The sequence below is a fragment of the Nocardia sp. TBRC8007 genome, assembly GCF_056629435.1.
Genome location: NZ_JBWSOR010000003.1, coordinates 1 through 18035 on the forward strand (window position 1 = coordinate 1; position 18035 = coordinate 18035).

General features: G+C 63.8%; 16 protein-coding genes, 1 tRNA gene and 2 pseudogenes. 8 read left to right on the forward strand and 11 right to left on the reverse strand.

Going from position 1 to position 18035, the window contains the following annotated elements; translation table 11 throughout:
- Positions 1-817 precede the first annotated feature (817 nt).
- The 3 genes from ACX4ZE_RS04260 to ACX4ZE_RS04270 form a co-directional block, all read right to left on the reverse strand.
- A tRNA-Leu gene (locus tag ACX4ZE_RS04260) sits at positions 818-902 on the reverse strand.
- A gap of 169 nt (positions 903-1071) precedes the next feature.
- Positions 1072-2031, reverse strand: a complete 960-nt coding sequence (locus ACX4ZE_RS04265) for an SDR family oxidoreductase (protein WP_480271972.1) — start codon at positions 2029-2031, stop codon at positions 1072-1074.
- A 213-nt stretch (positions 2032-2244) separates the two neighbouring features.
- Entirely contained in the window at positions 2245-2940 is a 696-nt protein-coding gene (locus ACX4ZE_RS04270) for a MerR family transcriptional regulator (RefSeq protein ID WP_480272239.1), read from the reverse strand.
- A 114-nt stretch (positions 2941-3054) separates the two neighbouring features.
- Here ACX4ZE_RS04270 and ACX4ZE_RS04275 point away from each other — a divergent pair, with 114 nt between their 5' ends.
- A complete protein-coding gene (locus ACX4ZE_RS04275) occupies positions 3055-4272 on the forward strand; it encodes an erythromycin esterase family protein (RefSeq protein WP_480271973.1) in 1218 nt (405 codons plus the stop codon).
- 96 nt (positions 4273-4368) lie between these two features.
- Here ACX4ZE_RS04275 and ACX4ZE_RS04280 read toward each other — a convergent pair.
- Positions 4369-4794: pseudogene (locus tag ACX4ZE_RS04280) on the reverse strand (transposase); the annotation flags it as partial.
- Between the two features lie 109 nt (positions 4795-4903).
- The gene (locus ACX4ZE_RS04285; RefSeq protein WP_480271974.1) at positions 4904-5017 is read right to left on the reverse strand and encodes a transposase; all 114 of its coding nucleotides are present in this window, start codon (positions 5015-5017) and stop codon (positions 4904-4906) included.
- Positions 5018-5270: 253 nt separating this feature from the next.
- Here ACX4ZE_RS04285 and ACX4ZE_RS04290 point away from each other — a divergent pair, with 253 nt between their 5' ends.
- Positions 5271-5897, forward strand: a complete 627-nt coding sequence (locus ACX4ZE_RS04290) for a hypothetical protein (RefSeq protein ID WP_480271975.1) — start codon at positions 5271-5273, stop codon at positions 5895-5897.
- Positions 5898-6133: 236 nt separating this feature from the next.
- Here ACX4ZE_RS04290 and ACX4ZE_RS04295 read toward each other — a convergent pair whose 3' ends face one another.
- Together ACX4ZE_RS04295 and ACX4ZE_RS04300 are read right to left on the reverse strand one after the other, a co-directional pair.
- The gene (locus ACX4ZE_RS04295) at positions 6134-6772 is read right to left on the reverse strand and encodes a LysE family translocator (RefSeq protein WP_480271976.1); all 639 of its coding nucleotides are present in this window, start codon (positions 6770-6772) and stop codon (positions 6134-6136) included.
- 174 nt (positions 6773-6946) lie between these two features.
- Positions 6947-7639 (reverse strand): TetR/AcrR family transcriptional regulator, encoded by a 693-nt coding sequence (locus ACX4ZE_RS04300; protein ID WP_480271977.1) that lies wholly within the window; start codon positions 7637-7639, stop codon positions 6947-6949.
- 123 nt (positions 7640-7762) lie between these two features.
- On the opposite strand from ACX4ZE_RS04300, the gene ACX4ZE_RS04305 reads away from it, so the two are divergent.
- Positions 7763-8638: a TauD/TfdA dioxygenase family protein gene (locus tag ACX4ZE_RS04305; protein WP_480271978.1), complete on the forward strand. Its 876-nt coding sequence runs from the start codon at positions 7763-7765 to the stop codon at positions 8636-8638.
- Here ACX4ZE_RS04305 and ACX4ZE_RS04310 read toward each other — a convergent pair.
- A pseudogene (locus tag ACX4ZE_RS04310) lies at positions 8626-8757 on the reverse strand (TetR family transcriptional regulator); the annotation flags it as partial. The gene ACX4ZE_RS04305 and the pseudogene ACX4ZE_RS04310 overlap by 13 nt on opposite strands.
- Positions 8758-8880: 123 nt before the next feature.
- Here ACX4ZE_RS04310 and ACX4ZE_RS04315 point away from each other — a divergent pair.
- From ACX4ZE_RS04315 to ACX4ZE_RS04330, 4 genes are all read left to right on the forward strand, one after another.
- The gene (locus tag ACX4ZE_RS04315) at positions 8881-9756 is read left to right on the forward strand and encodes a TauD/TfdA dioxygenase family protein (RefSeq protein WP_480271979.1); all 876 of its coding nucleotides are present in this window, start codon (positions 8881-8883) and stop codon (positions 9754-9756) included.
- Between the two features lie 83 nt (positions 9757-9839).
- A complete protein-coding gene (locus ACX4ZE_RS04320) occupies positions 9840-10079 on the forward strand; it encodes a GtrA domain-containing protein (RefSeq protein ID WP_480271980.1) in 240 nt (79 codons plus the stop codon).
- A gap of 135 nt (positions 10080-10214) precedes the next feature.
- Positions 10215-11576: a M20/M25/M40 family metallo-hydrolase gene (locus tag ACX4ZE_RS04325; protein WP_480271981.1), complete on the forward strand. Its 1362-nt coding sequence runs from the start codon at positions 10215-10217 to the stop codon at positions 11574-11576.
- 20 nt (positions 11577-11596) lie between these two features.
- Positions 11597-12130 (forward strand): YbhB/YbcL family Raf kinase inhibitor-like protein, encoded by a 534-nt coding sequence (locus ACX4ZE_RS04330; RefSeq protein ID WP_480271982.1) that lies wholly within the window; start codon positions 11597-11599, stop codon positions 12128-12130.
- A 163-nt stretch (positions 12131-12293) separates the two neighbouring features.
- Here the strand turns inward: ACX4ZE_RS04330 and ACX4ZE_RS04335 are convergent, their stop codons facing one another.
- Entirely contained in the window at positions 12294-14126 is a 1833-nt protein-coding gene (locus tag ACX4ZE_RS04335; RefSeq protein ID WP_480271983.1) for an AMP-dependent synthetase/ligase, read from the reverse strand.
- Between the two features lie 266 nt (positions 14127-14392).
- Positions 14393-15934: a PfkB family carbohydrate kinase gene (locus ACX4ZE_RS04340; protein WP_480272240.1), complete on the reverse strand. Its 1542-nt coding sequence runs from the start codon at positions 15932-15934 to the stop codon at positions 14393-14395.
- A 637-nt stretch (positions 15935-16571) separates the two neighbouring features.
- Here ACX4ZE_RS04340 and ACX4ZE_RS04345 point away from each other — a divergent pair.
- Positions 16572-16934, forward strand: a complete 363-nt coding sequence (locus ACX4ZE_RS04345) for a hypothetical protein (protein WP_480271984.1) — start codon at positions 16572-16574, stop codon at positions 16932-16934.
- A gap of 22 nt (positions 16935-16956) precedes the next feature.
- Here ACX4ZE_RS04345 and ACX4ZE_RS04350 read toward each other — a convergent pair whose 3' ends face one another.
- On the reverse strand, positions 16957-18033 hold the full coding sequence (locus tag ACX4ZE_RS04350; protein WP_480271985.1) for a quinone-dependent dihydroorotate dehydrogenase: 1077 nt from the start codon (positions 18031-18033) through the stop codon (positions 16957-16959).
- Between the last annotated feature and the right edge of the window lie 2 nt (positions 18034-18035).

An 18035-nucleotide genomic window follows, 5' to 3' on the forward strand; every position in this document is an offset into this window, starting at 1 on the left:
TGTGTCTGTCGCGCGTCAGATTTTGTGGTGGTACCCGTTCTTGCGGGTGTGACCTGTGAAGAGGAGCCTGGTCGTTTATGGCGGGACCGACGGCCGTATCGGACAAGAAGAACGGCGCGTCCTGGTTTCGGCAGCGACAAGTGTGAGGTCAAGAGCGGACCTGGCGGCGTCATCATGCTCGGGTTCGTTCCAGTGCGCCGGTGGGTGGCTGTGGCCGCGACCGGCGCAGCACGACATGCGCGAGGCTGCGCGTCGGTATGCACTCGAGCATCCGGCGTGGGGACACATGCGCTAACCACGTCGGCGAGCAGGTCGCCAGCCTCGTGCCCTGCAATATGGTCGACTGCGGCGGCATACACTTCGGAGCGGACGAGACCATGCTCGTTCATCCATACCGCCTCGAAACCACTCTCGCCAAGTAGGTCAACGTAGCGGCGAAGCCATGGCGTCAGCATGATCACGTCCGGCGCTGAGGCGAGCTGGGCGGCGAGCACCCGCTCGGCCTCCTTCGGGCCGACGCGGTCGAGAAGCTTCGCCCAGCGGATCGCGGCAGCGTGGTCATCGAAGCATTGGTGGCACTACCGGCTCACTGTGGCCGGGGCGGGTGATGTGATAGCGCACCTGGCTGATGTCGAGCTGTCCTTGCGCACACGAACGCGAGGCGTGGTCCTGCGGGGGCGTCCGCAGGAATTTGTCGCCATCTGGGCGCGGTCCCCTCGACTAGGAATCCCCTCAGATTCCCTAGATTTGTGGACCGCTTTGTGGACGCAGCAGGGGTGCCATCCTTGGATAACACCCCTGAACTGCGCCTTTACGGTGTCCGGAGGGGGACTTGAACCCCCACGCCCGATAAAGGGCACTAGCACCTCAAGCTAGCGCGTCTGCCATTCCGCCACCCGGACCTGTGTGCCCAGCAAGATTATCGGATCGCTCCGCACGGACCAAATCGCGCCTGGACCTGTGCATTCTCGAACAATTGTGACAGGTTGCCGCCTGCGGGCCCCGCGCCCGCTTCCGCGAGCTTGCGGGGCCCGCGCCGCCTCAGACAGTCCAGAGCCAGATAACGGAGAATCAACGGTAGTCGTCCACTGAGCTATCTTTTCCGCCATAACAGACCTCCTCGAGATACGTCCAGGCATCCGGCTGGCTGCCGTCTACGTCCCGCACTCCGTAGGCCCTGGCCAACTCTGCGCTGGAAGTGGACTTTCCGTTCCAGCGGGTGGCCCGGTCCGGATCGGCGGCGAGCGCGGCGACCGCACGGGCGAGATAGTGCGGGGACTCGGCGATGGCGAAGTCCGGTCGCTCGGCAACAGCGTCGCGCCAGTTCTTCTCGGTCACGCCGAAGTAAGTGAGCATCTGCTCCGAGCGCAGGAAGCCTGGTGTAACAGCGACTGCCGTGCCTCCGTGGTCTGCCAGTTCTTCGCCCAAACCGAAGGCGATCCGGATAGGGGCGTTTTTGGCGAGGTCGTAGTAGAGGTTCTCGCGGTAACGCCGATTCGACACCGCCGTGCCGTCGGTGACCTCCACATGCAGCGGCGCGTCGGAGCGGAGCAGAAGCGGGAGGGCGAGTGCCGCAGTGATGACATGTGATCGCACCCCGAGGTCCAGGATGCGCAGACCGACAGCGAGCGGGGTCTCCCAGCTCTTCTTGCCGAAGACGGAATCGGTGAGCAGGTGATCGCCGCCCCAGAGGTCGTTGACGAGGATGTCCAGCCGCCCGTATTCGCGGTCGATCCGCTCGATAAGGGTTCGAACCTGGTCTTCATCCAGATGGTCGACAGGGACGGCTATGCCGGTGCCACCTGCTGCTGTAACCAGTTCCGCTGTTTCCTCGATGGTCTCTGTGGACCGACCGATCTCGCTGACATGCTCGCGGGTGGTACGGCCGGTCGCGTATACGGTAGCGCCGGCGCGGCCGAGTTCGACCGCGAGAGCGCGGCCGGCGCCACGGGTGGCCCCGGCGACAAGCGAGATCCGCTCGATGAGCGAGCCTTCCTGACCGAGGAGCTGGGTGTCTGTGTCCTTGTCCATGTCACTACGATGCCTGCCGGAGGTGACAGTTCACGTCATCCTTGTCCAGAGGGGTTCCGGCGGCACTCATTGCCGCGCGGCCCTTCTCGCGCTGACGCTATGTCGCAGTCCGTGGTATTCCACCGCTGTGTAGACGCAGGTGGGCGCGGGGCAAGTACCGCGCAGCACGGACCGCCTCACCAACAGGATGCGATATCGCGCCGACCGCTCTTACTATGTGTGATCGAGCAGGGTGAGGTAGGCATCGAGCGCAGCCGCGCCGGCGAGCAGGTCACGGCCACGCGTAGCCAGCCGATCCTGCCAGGAGCCGAGAAAGGCGCTCAACGCATCTGTCCCGCCTGCCTCGCGCAACGACCCGAGGAACTGCGCGACCTGGCCTAGCGGGTATCCGCCTCGACGGAGCTGCCGTGCGATCTCGGCGTCGCGCACGCAGTCCGGTCCGTATTCGCGGTAGCCCGTTGCCCGGTCACGGCTCGGTCGCAGGATGCCCTCGGTCTCCCAGGTGCGCAGTGTTGCCGGGTGCACGCCGACCCGACGCGCGAGTTCGCCCACAGACAACGGCCGACCGTCGCCCAGGGTGAGTGTGGCGATGGACAGGGCACCGAGAGCGGCGGCGACCTCGATGCGGGTGTCGCGTTCGGCGAGTAGCACGACATGCGCGGCATCGATGAGCCGATAAACGGGTTCGGTATCGCCTCGATTGATCGCACGCATGATTTCCACTGCCTGCTGGTGCCCGTGGCCACGGCGTAATACGAGAAAGGTGCGTAGGGCCTGCGCGTGCAGGGGGGTGTAGCGCCGGTAGCCGGTCCCACTGCGTTCGGTCGGCGGGAAGACGCCTGCGGCGTCGTAGTTGCGGATCGCCTGAGCGGACAACCCGTGTTCCCGAGCTAGGTCGATCGGCCGCAGCTCGCACCTCCGTTTGAGGCTTTTATCCCTGGATAACTGGAAAAAGTCGCAGAAGTTTCACTCGAAACTTCAACGATACTGTCGAGAGCACTACCGTCCGGAAAAGGGGTGCTCATGTCCACTGCCACAGCACTGCGCGAGATAGGCCACCAACTCGACGACTCGGCGGGCCTGGGTCGCGCCCTCGACGAATTACTCGCCGCACGGGACGCGCCACCAGTCCTGCTCGCACTCGGTGAGCCGACACACGGGATCGGAGCGTTCCCCTTGCTGCGCAACGAAATCCTCGTTCACCTCGTCGATTGTGGATACCGGTCGATCGTGCTGGAGACCGATGTCTTCGCCGCCTCCGTTGTCGACGACTACATAGCCGGGGCGACAACGGAGCTCGATATGGTGCTCGCGACCGGGTTCAGCCACGGGTTCGGCGCCGTGCCGGGCAACCGCGAACTCGTCGAATGGCTCCGTGCGCACAATGCCGACCGCGCGCCACAGGACCGAGTTCGTTTCTACGGCTTCGACGCACCGGTGGAGTACGGTGCCGCACCGAGCCCGCGGCACGCATTGACCTCGGTCATCGACTATCTCCCCACGGCGCTACGGCCCGAATCGGCCTGTGACCTCGACGCATTACTCGGCGAAGACACGGACTGGACGAACCGGGCGGCTATGTTCGACCCAGCGGCATCCATCGGCGACTCCGACCGCGCTCGCGCCCTACACATCGTCGCCGACGACCTCACCAACGCGCTGCGCCGCGCGGAACCCAGCCTGCGCCCCGCTGATCCGACCGGCTATGACCACACCGTCGCGCAGGCACGCACTGCCAAGGGTCTGCTGCGCTATCACACGGCCATGGCCGTTCCCGCGCCCGATCGCCTCGCGACCTTGCTCGGTCTGCGCGCCGAAATGATGGCCGAAAACCTGCTCGCGCTCATCGTGCGAGAGCAGCGACGCGGGCCGAGCCTGGTATTCGCGCACAACATGCACTTACAGCGTACGCAGTCGCACCTGCGGATCGGTGACGACGAGGTGAACTGGGGGAGTGCCGGCGCGCTTGTCGGATCCGCCCTCGGTGAGCGATATGTGTTCCTGGCGACCGACGCAAACCCCGACAGTGATCCGAACACCCTTCAGGGCATGTTGGCCGAGGCGACCGGCCGCCGCGCCCTGTTCCCGACACAAGCGCTGCGTGCCGCGCTTCACCCACTGGTCGGCGCGGGTGAACCGATCATACCCGGCCATATCCCGCTCGACCCGGCGGCGTTGGATGGTGCCGATGCGGTCATCTTCATCGCCGATACCGACGGAAAACGACATCAGTACTGGTAGCGGACCCAGCGCGGTTCGCGAAGACTGATAAGAGTATGCCCGGCTATGAGAGTTTCGACGCGCATAGAGGCTCGACTCGAACGCCGGCGGCCGGCCACCGGTGTGGCCCTTGGCCGCGCGATGCGCGGCCTGGTCGGCTTTGATCGGGATCGTGGCTTTGATCCCGCGCCGCCGCAGGTAAGCACGGTAGGCCGCCGACGAATACGCCTTATCGGCCCGTACCCGATCCGGGCGAGATCCGGCGCCGCCGATCCCGAGCTGCGGCACCCGTATCTCGCCGAGCACGGTCGTGGACTGCGGACAGTCTGCCCACTGACCGGGCGTGACCACGAGCGCCAACGGCCGCCTGCGTTGGTCAGTGGCCAGATGCAGTTTCGTGGTGAACCCACCACGGGACCGTCCGAGCCCGTGATCAGCCGGTTCATCATCGAAACCACCCGCCGGTTCGGCCTGGCCGCCCGGATCACGGCGAGCCCCGGCCGCATGCTGATGAGCACGGGCGATCGTGGAATCCACACTCACCGTCCACTCGATACCGCCGACCGCGTCGGCATGGGCTTGCAACGCCCGTCAGCAGTGATTCCCAGGTTCCGTCGCGCTGCCAGCGGCGAAACAACCCATACACGGTCTGTCACCGCCCGTATATCGCCGGGATGTCACGCCACAGGCTGCTGGTGCGGACCCGCCACCGGATCCCGTTGATCAGGCGCCGTTTCGACCACCGAGGTGGCCGACCGGCCTTCATACCCTTAGGTGGTAGCGGTTTCAGGATCGCCCACTGGGCATCAGTCAAACAAATCTGCACGGCAGACGGCCGTTACGCTGGTTTCGAATGGGGCAACGTGGGTGAGAAAGTCGGCGGTGAGTTCGAAGGCGTCGTCGTCGAACTCACCCGGCAGTGCCGTCTCGAATGACGGCGAACCAGTCGACGACCACGCTATCGAGACCGTCGGTCAAGCTTCCCTCGCTCTCATACTGCCGAGCTCGACAGGAGTACTGTGAACCGCTCGACCAAGGCCTTTGTCGACTACATGGAGCGCATCGGTGACCGCACCACCCTATATTCGGCGATCGCTGACCGGACCGACGCGCAGCGCGTGCTCTATCCCGGTAGCTACCTCGACCTCACGCCGTCCTACCTATGGTCCGACGTCACTTATCTGGATTCGGATGTGCGCGCCCGCAGGGCATTCGCAGATCCCGACGCGGCGAATGCCCTGGCACAAACCCACCGGCAATACCCTGCACCCCCTATCACATTCATACCGGGCGACTACACCCAGAATCTCGGTGAATTACCAGAATCTGCTTGGGATCTCGGGTTATCGCTCTACACTGGTCCCGTCTCCGAACATGCCACCCGATGCTTGCGCTCCGACGGCTGGCTTCTGGTCAACAACAGCGACGCTGACGCCGGACTCGCACACCTGGATCCCCGATATCGACTCGCTGCGGCCATTGATCACCGATCCGGCCTGTATCGAGTAGTCACCGACGATCTCGACCGGTATCTGCGGCCCGCCCGGCCGCCACACCCCACCCGCGAGCAACTTCATCGCGCCGGTCGCGGTATACGCTACACGCTTCCTGCCGATATCTACTTGTTCCGGAAAGTCTACGGGTAACTACTTACCCGGCGCCCCAGCCCAGATCTGGCCGAGGTTCGTCACAGAAGATCAGCCCGACCGGACCTCGACGGCGTCGGCCCGCTCGCCGTGTTCAGACAAATCACCCGAGAGCTGCACTGCGCCAATGGACTTCGGCTATCCGCGCGGTCGACCTAGTACAGCGATGTCGGCGCCACCGACTCGTCAGGTGATAGATGCCGCCCTCAGGCCGGCGCCGAAACCTGATCTACCCATCACGCGGTGCTTGCGAGCGTACCTATGCCGAGGGCGACCAGAGCGGCCGAGCTGATCTCGTCGAGCCGACGGGTCACCTTCGGCCGACGCAGCCATCCCACCGCCTTGGCCGACCCCACCGCTACCAAGGTCAACCAGAACATGGCCACGATCCCGTCGATGACGCCGAGAACCATGGTCGAACCCATAGTGATCGCATGAGCCGGTAGGAATTGCGGGACCACTGCGAGAAAGAACAGCCCGACCTTGGGGTTCAACACACAGGAGAACAATCCGGACCACAAAGCCGATCGCATGCTCGGCGCCTTGGCTGTCCGGGTAGCGTCCGCGCCTTCATCCGCATCCGTGCTGCCGCGGCCGCGGCGGACGAACCCGATGATCCCGAGATAGAGCAGGTAGAACCCGCCGACGATCTTGACAATGAGAAATGCGGACGCCGAGTTCTGGAGCAGAGCGGCCAACCCCAGCGCGACCATAGCGGCCCACCACAGCGATCCTATCCCTGAACCGATTGCGGCCGCAATGCCGATCCTGGCACCGCCGAGACCGCATCTGAGCACAAGAAATGTGTCGGGACCAGGTGTGATCGCCAAAAGCAAGCACAGGCCAGCGAACCCGAACAATACCGGAATACTCACGAACTACGTTCCCATCTTCAGATCGAACACCGCGATGCAACGCGTGGAGATGGTGCTCATCTCGGCAGTGATGGTGCGGCTTCTCCAGATCGAGCTCGACCCTACCCGCTCGGTGCGGCCACCGATCGCGGTGAACCCGCGCCCTGAATCCGGCCTCCGCGACCGCACACGAATTCAACTATGATCCGTGGCGGCGTGCTCGGCGTCGGGATCGCCGCACTGCCCCGCACTTCGGGTAGCGCTGTCGATAATTCCGGTGATCGCGGTTTCGATCGCCTGCCCGACGCAGCTGTCGGGTATGTCGTCAGCAGTGGTGGCAGAACGAATGAACGGCCCGAACATCTGCCACCCGAAGACGAGTGCGACCACATTGGCCGCAGCGAGGCGGGCGTCGGTGTCATTATCGATTCGGGCACTGGTCACCTCGATCAACTCACTCACGCCGGGGAATTGTCGCTGGAGTCGACCGACTGGATACCCGTCCAGCAATGCCCGGGCCAACACCCGCCGATGCTTGCTGTCGATCACCCGGACGTGTGTTTTCTCCGCCGGATACCTGTGTAGTAGCACCTCGGCGAGCAGGCCCTCGATATTCGGGTCATCGGTTTCGGCGCCCACCGCATCCGCGTGACGAGCGGCGACGGTCTGCGCGGCGAGATTATCCAGCACCGCGCAGACGAGTTGTTCTTTGCTGCCGAAATACCGAAAGATCAGCGCTTGGTTGATGCCGGCCCGCGCGGCGATTTCGCGGGTCGAGGTTGCTGCTGGGCCGTGCTCGGCGAACAGATCCGCAGCGTGTTCGAGCATTGCGGTGACCACTTGCTCGCGCCCGGTTGGTTTGTCGTGTTTGCGTGGTGTTGCGGCCATGTCCTTGCTAGCTCTCAGCTTTCTCTCACCCGTTGACTGTAGTCGACTGATTACACTCGGCTCCAAAACCTACAAGCAGCTGATCGCAGTGGTGAAGGGATTCGATTCGGAGAGGTTCGTTTCATGAGTGTGATGACTGTTCACAAGCTGGGCTTGCATATCGGGGCGCGTGTCGACGGCGTACGCCTGGGCGGAGAACTGGACTCGCGGGTGGTCGAGAAGATCACCCGGGCGCTGATCGAACACAAGGTGATCTTCTTCCGTGACCAGCACCACCTCGACGATACTGGACACTGCGCGTTCGCCGAACTGCTCGGCACTCCGGTGGCCAATCACATCAGCAACGGTAACCCGATCACCTCGCTCGACTCCGAAGAAACCAAAGCCACACGGTGGCACACCGATATGACATTCATGCCGAACTTCCCCAAGATTTCTATCCTGCGTGGGGTCATCCTGCCCGACTACGGCGGCCCTACGCTGTGGTCCTCTACCGCTGCCGCCTATACCGCGCTGCCCGAACCGCTGAAAAGGCTGGCCGAATCGCTACGGGCGGTGCATAGCAACCGGTGCGACTACGCTTATAGACTCCAGTCCGCTGGGCGAGCGTCCGAAGCGACAGCCGAGCCGTTCACCACACCCGATATCCGTACCACGCACCCGGTGGTGTGGGTGCACCCGGAATCCGGCGAGCGGGTACTGCTACTCGGCGTTTACGCACTGCAGCTCGTCGGCCTCGACACTCAGGAATCCCAACTACTCATAAATCTGCTCCAGGCGCGGATCACCCGGCCCGAATACACCATTCACTGGGACTGGGAACCCGGTGACGTAGCCATCTGGGACAACCGGGCCACCCAGCATCGCGGCGTCGACAACTATGGCGACAAACGACGCGTCATGCACCGGGTGACTCTGACCGGGGACATCCCCGTCGATATCAACGGACGACCCAGCGAAGCGCTCAGCGGCGAGGAGATCTACGCCGCGGCGCGCTGAACGGTCGAGGTTGCTGCTGGGCCGTGCTCGGCGAACAGATCCGCAGCGTGTTCGAGCATTGCGGTGACCACTTGCTCGCGCCCGGTTGGTTTGTCGTGTTTGCGTGGTGTTGCGGCCATGTCCTTGCTAGCTCTCAGCTTTCTCTCACCCGTTGACTGTAGTCGACTGATTACACTCGGCTCCAAAACCTACAAGCAGCTGATCGCAGTGGTGAAGGGATTCGATTCGGAGAGGTTCGTTTCATGAGTGTGATGACTGTTCACAAGCTGGGCTTGCATATCGGGGCGCGTGTCGACGGCGTACGCCTGGGCGGGGAACTGGACTCGCGGGTGGTCGAGAAGATCACCCGGGCGCTGATCGAACACAAGGTGATCTTCTTCCGTGACCAGCACCACCTCGACGATGCTGGACACTGCGCGTTCGCCGAACTGCTCGGCACTCCGGTGGCCCTTCATATCAGCAACGGCGACCCGATCACCCTGGTCGACTCCAGAGAAAACAGATCCACACGGTGGCACACCGATATGACATACTTGGCGAACTTCCCCAAGATCGCTATCCTGCGTGCGCTCATCCTGCCCGACTACGGCGGAGCCACGCTGTGGTCCTCTACCGCTGCCGCCTATACCGCGCTGCCCGAACCGCTGAAAAGGCTGGCCGAATCGCTACGGGCGGTGCATGGCAACCGGTTCAACTACGCCCATCGGATCCAGTCCGCCGGGCGAGAGTCCGAGATAGCAAGGGGGCCGTTCACCACGCCCGATATCCGTACCACGCACCCGGTGGTGTGGGTGCACCCGGAATCCGGCGAGCGGGTACTGCTACTCGGAGCCTACGCACTGCAGCTCGTCGGCCTCGACACTCAAGAATCCCAACTACTCACGAACCTGCTCCAGGCGCGGATCACCCGGCCCGAATACACCATTCACTGGGACTGGGAACCCGGTGACGTAGCCATCTGGGACAACCGGGCCACCCAGCATGTCGGCGTCGACAACTATGGCGACAAACGACGCGTCATGCACCGGGTGACTCTGACCGGGGACATCCCCGTCGATATCAACGGACGACCCAGCGAAGTGCTCAGCGGCGAGGAGATCTACGCTGCCGCGAGCTGAGCGGTCGGGTCGCGACGCCGGTTCACTTCGCGGACATCACAGTGCGCTGCCCGCGATTCGGCGAATCCGGCGATCTTGACGACATGGGCATCACGAGGCCGCGCTCTCTGGTCGGTCTCCTGGCTGTGGCGATCAATACCGTACCGCTGTGGGTCTCGCGGTATGTATTGCGTCTCGAGGTACCCGAGGTCTCACGACTCACCCAAGACGTGGCCGATTTCGTGGCCGCCCAGCTGATCGGCGCCGCGTTGAGCATGGTGTTCCGTTTCTGGGCGTTCGTGCGGGTGGTTTTCCCCGACGAGGTGGATCGCGCACATCGGTGAGCGGAACAGCCCTGGGCTCGGGTTCGAGCTGTCTGCCCGACCACCCGCTGTGCGGTGCCGGCATCGACACGACGCGCACGCGGCGTGATCGAGCCGAGGCACCGACAGACCACGGTGTGGTGGTAGGAATGGGAGGTGTCTGTGCCTGGCGAAGTAACCGACCCGAACAGAAATTCCCGTGCGGTATCGGAAGTGGTGGAGCTGGTCAGCAGCCTGATCCGCTTCGATACCTCCAATACCGGCGACTTGGCCACCACCAAGGGCGAGCGCGAGTGCGCGCAGTGGGTGGCCGATCAGTTGCACCAGGTGGGATATGTCACCGAGTATGTGGAGTCCGGTGCACCAGGGCGCGGCAATGTGTTCGCCAGATTGCCCGGCGCCGACCCGCGGCGCGGCGCGTTGATGATCCACGGGCACCTGGACGTCGTCCCCGCCGAAGCCGCGGACTGGAGTGTGCACCCATTCTCCGGCGCCGTGCGTGACGGCTACGTGTGGGGTCGCGGCGCGGTCGATATGAAGGACATGGTCGGCATGATGCTGGCGGTGGCTCGCCAATTCAAGCTCGAGGGTACGGTGCCGCCACGTGATCTGGTCTTCGCGTTCCTCGCCGACGAGGAGAGTGGCGGCGCCTGGGGCTCACACTGGCTGGTGGACAATCGCCCGGATCTGTTCGACGGCATCACCGAGGCGGTGGGGGAGGTCGGCGGGTTCTCGTTGACCGTGCCGCGTCCCGACGGCACCGAACGCAGGCTTTATCTGGTGGAGACCGCTGAGAAGGACATCGGCTGGATGCGGTTGCGCGCCAAGGCGCGCGCGGGGCACGGGTCGTTCCTGCACGAGGACAATGCGGTGACCATCCTCGCCGATGCGGTCGCTCGTCTGGGCAAACACACCTTCCCGCTGGTGATCTCGGATTCGGTGGCCGAGTTCCTGACCGCTGTCGCCGAGGAATCCGGTATGGAGTTCGACCCGGAGGTGCCGGACATCGATAGCAAGCTGGCCAAGCTGGGCACCATCTCGCGCATCATCGGAGCGACACTGCGCGATACCGCGAACCCGACCATGCTGCAGGCCGGATACAAAGCCAATGTGATACCGCAGACCGCGGAAGCGGTCGTGGACTGTCGGGTGCTTCCCGGTCGGCTCGCGGCCTTCGAACGTGAAGTGGACGAGCTGATCGGACCCGATGTCGAACGGGAGTGGATCACCAAGCTCGACCCCTACGAGACCACCTTCGACGGCGATCTGGTCGAGGCGATGAACAACGCCATCCTGGCCCACGATCCTCAGGCCCGCACCGTGCCCTATATGCTCTCGGGCGGTACCGACGCCAAAGCGTTCACCCGCTTGGGTATTCGCTGCTTCGGTTTCTCACCGCTGCAACTTCCGCCGGAGCTGGACTTCACCGCCCTGTTTCACGGCGTCGACGAGCGAGTACCGGTGCAAGCCCTCGAATTCGGCACCCGCGTGCTGGAACATTTCCTACTGCACAGCTGAACCGACCCGAAAGAGGTTCCATGACTTACAACCCGTACGCCGCGCTTCCCCAGGTACCGTCGTTCACGCTCACCTCTACCGACATCACCGACGGACAGCCGCTGGGCAACGATCAGGTCAGCGGGGTATTCGGTGCGGGCGGCAAGGACATCTCGCCGCAACTGTCCTGGTCGGGGTTCCCGAACACAACCAAGAGCTTCGCGGTCACGGTGTACGACCCCGATGCCCCCACCGTTTCCGGATTCTGGCACTGGGCCGTCGCCGATATCCCGGCGGGGGTGACCTCGCTGCCCAGCGGCGCTGGAAGCGGTGCGGAAGGCGGCGCCCTGCCCAGCGGTGCGATCACCCTGCGCAACGACGGCGGATTCCACGGCTTCGTCGGCGCCGCACCGCCACCCGGCCACGGCCCGCACCGTTACTTCGTCGCCGTGCACGCGGTGGATGTCGACAGTCTCGGCATCGATGCGAACGCCACGCCCGCCTATCTCGGTTTCACTCTGTTCTCTCACACTCTGGCTCGCGCCACCCTCGTCGGTACCTACGAACAAAAGTAGCCTCCCACCCAGGCTGCTACCGCTCAGGCCTACAGGGTGACCGCTGGTGCGGGACCATTGCACCAGTGGTCACCCGAGGCTATCGGTGACCACTATCCAGCGACGCGGACGGCGCCCCTGTCCCCGAGCGGCATGCTGGAGACCGCAGCGAGCTCGGGTGAACCTACTTGAGGTCGACAACTCGGTCGGAAGGTTCCTTGGCGTACAGCTTCTCGATGTCGGTCTGGTATTTGGCCGCGATCGGGGCGCGCTTGAGCGACATCTTCGGGGTCAACTCATCTCCGCCCGGCTCCCATACCGCACCGAGGATGACGAACCGCTTGATCTGCTCGACTCGTGACAACCGGTCGTTGCCGGCCTGCACCGCGGCGAGCACTTCCTCGACGATCCGCGGGTGGGTGGCCAGCGTGGCCATGTCCTCGGCGGTGGCGCCGAGTTCTTTGGCTCTGATCGCGGCGATATCGGGATCGAGCACGATCAGCGCGGCGATGTAGGACCTGCCATCACCGATCGCGACCGCCTGTCCGATCAGGGAGGATGCGGCCTTCATCGCATTCTCGATATTGCTGGGCGCGATATTCTTGCCCGCCTCGCTGATGATCAGTTCCTTCTTGCGGTCCACGATCCGCACATAACCGTCCTCATCGAGAGTGCCGATGTCGCCGGTGTGCAGCCAGCCATCGGAATCGATGGCTTCGGCGGTCTTGTCCGGCATGTTGCGGTAGCCGCCGGTGACGACCGGCCCGCGTACCAGTATTTCGCTGTCGGCACCGAGTCGCAGTTCCATACCGTCCACCACGCGTCCGACCGAGCCTGGACGTGGCTTGTCCAATTCGGTGTAGGTGGCCACGCCGGTAGTTTCCGACATGCCCCACACCTCACTGACGGTGAAACCTAGGCCGAGAAAGTATTCCAGGGTCTCCGGCGGGATCGGGGCCGCACCGGAGGTGGCGACCTTCAGCTGATCCAAACCGAGCGCACCTCGCAGCTTGGACAGGACAAGTGCTTCGGCGATCTTGTGCTGTACGACCGATATCGGACCGCGGCTCTGACCGGCCAACTCCGCCCGCGCGGCGGCGACACCAGTGCCGATCGCCCAGTTGGCCAGGGCCCTTTTGACCGGGCTCGGTTCGGCGGCGAGTTTGCCCTCGATGCCGGCCTTGATCTTCTGCCACACTCGCGGCACGCCGAAGAAAGCGGTCGGACGAGCATCGGGCAGGGCAGCGGCGATCTCGCGTGGGTCCGGCACAGTGGTGATCTGGATACCGGTGAGCAGGTTGATCGCATGTCCAGAGATCCGGTCGGCCACATGCGCCGCGGGCAGATAGGACACGGCGCGATCATCCAGCCCTACTCGCAGTGGACCGTTGACCAATGCGATGATCTGGGCGAGCACGTTGCGGTGGGTGATCTCCACGCCCTTGGACGGCCCGGTGGTGCCGGAGGTGTAGATCAGCGTGGCCAAGTCGTCGGCCTCGACAGCCTGCCAGGCGGCGTCGAAATCGAAATCAGCGGCAGGCTCTGCCTCCACCTGCTCGAGCGTGATGGTCCCCGTCGCGGCACCGTCGACCATGATGGTGTGCTCGATCGACACCCCGGCAGCGATGATCCGGTCGAGGAAAACCTGTTCCGTAACAACAACCTTGTTGCCCGCGTTGGAGAACAAGTGGGTGATCTGCTCAGGGGAGCTCGTGTTGTAGATCGAGAACGGGGTGGCGCCCAGATGCAGTGCGGCGGTATCGATCAGGTTGAATTCGGGTCGATTGGTCAGCATGATGCCGACGGTGTCGCCACGCCCGACGCCGAGGCCTGCCAAGCCCGCCGCGATGGCGCGTACTCGTTCGGCGTACTCACGCCAGGTGTACTGCTGGGTGCCGCCCACCTTGCGCAGCGCGATCTGATCCGGTCTTAGCCTCGCGGTCTCCTGAAATGCCGCTGGCACAGTATAAATCGTTTTGCCTGATTCGTGCGCGAATCCGATATCTGTTTTCGTCATATCCCCGTTCCGATACCTCTGGCGTGCAACGGTTTCCAGCTCTCTCTGATGACCGCCCCTGGACACGCCTGGTGACAGAACGGAGCGGATACCGCCTCGATCTGCCATTAATGAGTCGCGTCACAAGAACGCGACTCGCTAATGGTAGCCAGATGTGTGAAACATGGTGGCGCTAATAGGAAACCGATATATACCGATCGGCGCCGGCACAGTAGAGGACCTGCGGCGCAAAGGCCGTTCCAGCACCGGAAACCGCAGACCAATGCCTACACAACGGAATCGGGGCCGGGTTCGGGCGAGTTCCACGCTCCTGGCCTGCGCTCCTCGGCAGCGAGACGAAAAATGCGTTCGATCGCACCGATCAGTGGCATCGATCCCGGAACATTCCCTACCGATTGCGAGGCCACCATCGCGGCAGTGGCCCAGACATAGTCGGCGAGATCAGCTGGACGGCGCGACGAAACGAGACGATGAACCAAGGCGGCGCAGAAGGCGGCGGGCGCGCCGACCGAGTGCTCCAATGCGGTCGCGAACGGCTGAAAGCGATCATTGACCCGGTCGGACCACACTGTGCAGCGAAAATTATCGATCGCGCACACCGCCGCTACTCCGAACGCGCGTAATATCCTCGCGGTCTTTTCCGCACAGGCGGGCGTGGCGCCGGGCAGCATCGCCAGCGTTGCCAGATCCTTGTCCGCACCGGCCAGGTAGTCCACTATGTCGAGATACTGGTACAGGTGCTGTGGGTGATCCAGCTGTGGTGCCGGATGAACGACCACGAGCGGTCTGTGCCGCAGTTGTCGTAGATCCTTCATGATCTGCTCGAGCACCCCGGTTGGTTGTTCGAAGGACAGCAGCACCGCATCAGAGGTGGCGATCGCGGAGCGGATCAGGACGTTGTGTACATCCCGATTACTCAACCGAATTCGCCCATCTTTGCAGCCGACAGTGCTCGCCGTGCCCGAATCCGCGACGATCATCGCGGTGACCGGTGTCGGAGCACCGGGCACGATCCTGACCAGCTCGGTATCGACGCGCTCGTTGTGCAAGTACTCCAATATCCGGCTGCCCGCCTTGTCGTCACCGACGACTGAGACGAACCTTACCTTCAGCCCGAGCCGGGCAGCCGCGACGGCGAGAGTGAGTCCTTTGCCTCCTGGATATTCCTCGTAACGACCATGGGTGCTTACGCCAGGGCCTGGGATCCGGTCGACCAGGTACGAATGATCGATGAACGCATCACCGACCACGGTGACCAAGTTGTGGCGATTCGCCGAATCCGTCAGGCCTGCAAGGGTTGCGCTGGATTCGTCGGCATACACACCGTCGAAGACCACAGCCGTGGCGAGTTGCGCGGCCAGTTCGGTGAACGCACGGCGCTCGGGTGCGCCACGCAACGACCGGACTGTCGGCGCGGCGGGAATCACCCGCGCACCAACGGCTTCATGCAGCGAAAGCCAGTGCTCGGTGAGATATGCCCGTCGTTCGCCCAGTTCCGCGGCGTAGAGTCGACCGGTATCGATGTTGGCAGGGGGTTGTTGCCGGAGAAGACCCAGCGACAGGTCCGCATCGACGATGAGCCGGTCAGTCGGCGGCAATCGCCGAGCCAGATCGCATACCAGCGGCAGCACCGCATCCTGCGGGTCGAGACCTGCCCGCCGCGCATACTGCCGCACGGTAAGAAGATCCAACAGTGGCGACACGTCGATTTCAGTGTTGCGCAACCGTTCCGAACTCAGCCCGGACCGCTTGCACAACCGGGTGAGGATGTTGCGAACAGCGACCGTTCCCGAATCCTGCGGGACCATGACCAAGCGTCCCTCCTCGATCGGCGTGATGTCGAGACATCACGCGCGCACAGGCCACGCCCATCGAGTTCAACCGCTGGGCAGATCGTCAATCACCAAATTACAATGGCAATTGCCTTCAGGGAACCGCAAATGCCACACTGGGTATGGCGATCTTTCATCGCACCACCAGACACATCGGGAGGGCTGGTGATGAGAGTGATTCTCCGAATACGGCAGACTCGTCGGCGACGGCGACACCGCTCCACTGGATCGAGTACCGATCCAGTGCCGAAGCCGGTGGTGGACTGAACGAGCTACCGACCGTCCTCGGCGTCATGCCCCGGTTGTCTTCCCTGTGCACCGGCGTACCGCATTGTCCGACCGGTCATATCGCATGGGACAGATCCCTCTGCCCCGTCCCCTGATCCCACTTCCCCCCATCAGCACAACTACACAGGTACCCGAACCGCTCCGCCCCTCGAGCGGCCCGGGCGCAGCCGCTGGTATCGGTACGAACCACCACACCGGCCCCGGTAGACAACACGGATGCAGCTGCTGTTCACCACGCTGCACCAGCGAATACGCCATGAGAGGCGTGCGTGATCACTCGGCACCCGGAGCCCTTCTCACTTCACCTGTCGCAGCGGAGAAGATTATGACCATTCACACCACCGAACGGACGATGACCAGCGATATCACCCCGGAATCTGCCTATCGTGACAGCACGGACACCGATAGCTGGCAATTGAGCTGGCTGCCGGATCGGCGGCTGACTCGCACCCAGGCACTGGCAGGCATGCGCCTGGACGAGCTGCTCAGCGACCCACACGTGGTGCACGACCGGACGGTCCTGGCCAGCGGTGAAGTGTATGCCGATCAGCTCGGCATTCTGCGTGATCACGCGGTGATCCTGCTGGCTAAACGGATGGCCGCACGGCTGGAGCGGGAGCTGCGGCCGAACACCGACCCGGCACCGCCGGGGCATCACACGAACGAAACGCCGCTCGTCCACGGTTGAGCGCAGCTGCTCGCAGCACGGATCAGGTATGCGCTGTGTGCTCCGCGCCGACTGCTTCGCTGATGTTCCGATACCCACCTGCGCGCAGCCGCTGCACCAGTCCGCGATGGATCTTACGCATCCAGAACGGGCCGCCGTAGATGAAGCCCGTGTAGCCTTGCAGCAAGCTCGCGCCCGCACGGATGCGCTCCCATGCCTGGTCGACTGTTTCGATACCGCCGACCGAAATCAGAGCCACATGCCCCCCGACCCGACGGTACAGTCGGCGCAGCACCTCGAGCGAACGGTCGGCGACCGGTGGCCCCGACAGTCCGCCTGCCCCTATGACGGCGACCTCATCCGGATCGGTGCGCAAACCGTCCCGCCGAATGGTGGTGTTGGTGGCCACGATGCCCGCCAGCCCCAGCTCGACGGCCAGGTCGGCGACCGCGTCGATGTCCTCGTCGGATAGATCGGGCGCGATCTTCACCAGTACCGGCACCCGCACCTCGTCCAGCACCGCCTGCAACAGTGGGCGCAGCGATTCGACTGCCTGCAGATCACGCAGCCCCGGCGTATTGGGGGAGCTGACGTTGACCACGACGAAGTCGGCAAGCGGGCCGAGTAGGGCGGCGCTGGTGGCGTAATCTGCGGCGGCGGCGTCCGGCTCGACAAGTTTGGTCTTGCCGATGTTGGCGCCGATCGGCACATCGCCACGGCGTCGTCGCAGCCGGTCGGCGGCAGCGACGGCGCCGTGGTTGTTGAAGCCCATCCGGTTGATCAGGGCGCGGTCGGCGGGCAGCCGGAACAGCCGTGGCGTGGGATTACCCGGTTGCGCGCGCGCGGTGACAGTGCCGATCTCGGCGAAACCGAATCCGAGCGGAGCCCAGGCACCGACTCCGGCGGCGTCCTTGTCGAATCCTGCGGCCAAACCCAGTGGCGCGGGGAACTCGACCCCGAACACCTCGCTGCGCAAGAGCGGATCGTCGACGACGAGGAACTTGCGCATCGTCCAGCGCAGCGGCGGACACCACGCGACGGAACGCAAGACAATGAAGACCACATGGTGGATGCGTTCCGGCGCGAACAGGAACATCAGTCGCAATAACAGGGTGTACATCG

Coding starts and splice junctions, on each gene's coding strand:
- ACX4ZE_RS04265 (WP_480271972.1), bottom strand. CDS start 2,031: ATGGACAAGGACACAGACACCCAGCTCCTCGGTCAGGAAGGCTCGCTC.
- ACX4ZE_RS04275 (WP_480271973.1), top strand. CDS start 3,055: ATGTCCACTGCCACAGCACTGCGCGAGATAGGCCACCAACTCGACGAC.
- ACX4ZE_RS04285 (WP_480271974.1), bottom strand. CDS start 5,017: ATGAAGGCCGGTCGGCCACCTCGGTGGTCGAAACGGCGCCTGATCAAC.
- ACX4ZE_RS04300 (WP_480271977.1), bottom strand. CDS start 7,639: ATGGCCGCAACACCACGCAAACACGACAAACCAACCGGGCGCGAGCAA.
- ACX4ZE_RS04305 (WP_480271978.1), top strand. CDS start 7,763: ATGAGTGTGATGACTGTTCACAAGCTGGGCTTGCATATCGGGGCGCGT.
- ACX4ZE_RS04315 (WP_480271979.1), top strand. CDS start 8,881: ATGAGTGTGATGACTGTTCACAAGCTGGGCTTGCATATCGGGGCGCGT.
- ACX4ZE_RS04320 (WP_480271980.1), top strand. CDS start 9,840: ATGGGCATCACGAGGCCGCGCTCTCTGGTCGGTCTCCTGGCTGTGGCG.
- ACX4ZE_RS04330 (WP_480271982.1), top strand. CDS start 11,597: ATGACTTACAACCCGTACGCCGCGCTTCCCCAGGTACCGTCGTTCACG.
- ACX4ZE_RS04335 (WP_480271983.1), bottom strand. CDS start 14,126: ATGACGAAAACAGATATCGGATTCGCGCACGAATCAGGCAAAACGATT.
- ACX4ZE_RS04340 (WP_480272240.1), bottom strand. CDS start 15,934: ATGGTCCCGCAGGATTCGGGAACGGTCGCTGTTCGCAACATCCTCACC.
- ACX4ZE_RS04345 (WP_480271984.1), top strand. CDS start 16,572: ATGACCATTCACACCACCGAACGGACGATGACCAGCGATATCACCCCG.
- ACX4ZE_RS04350 (WP_480271985.1), bottom strand. CDS start 18,033: ATGTACACCCTGTTATTGCGACTGATGTTCCTGTTCGCGCCGGAACGC.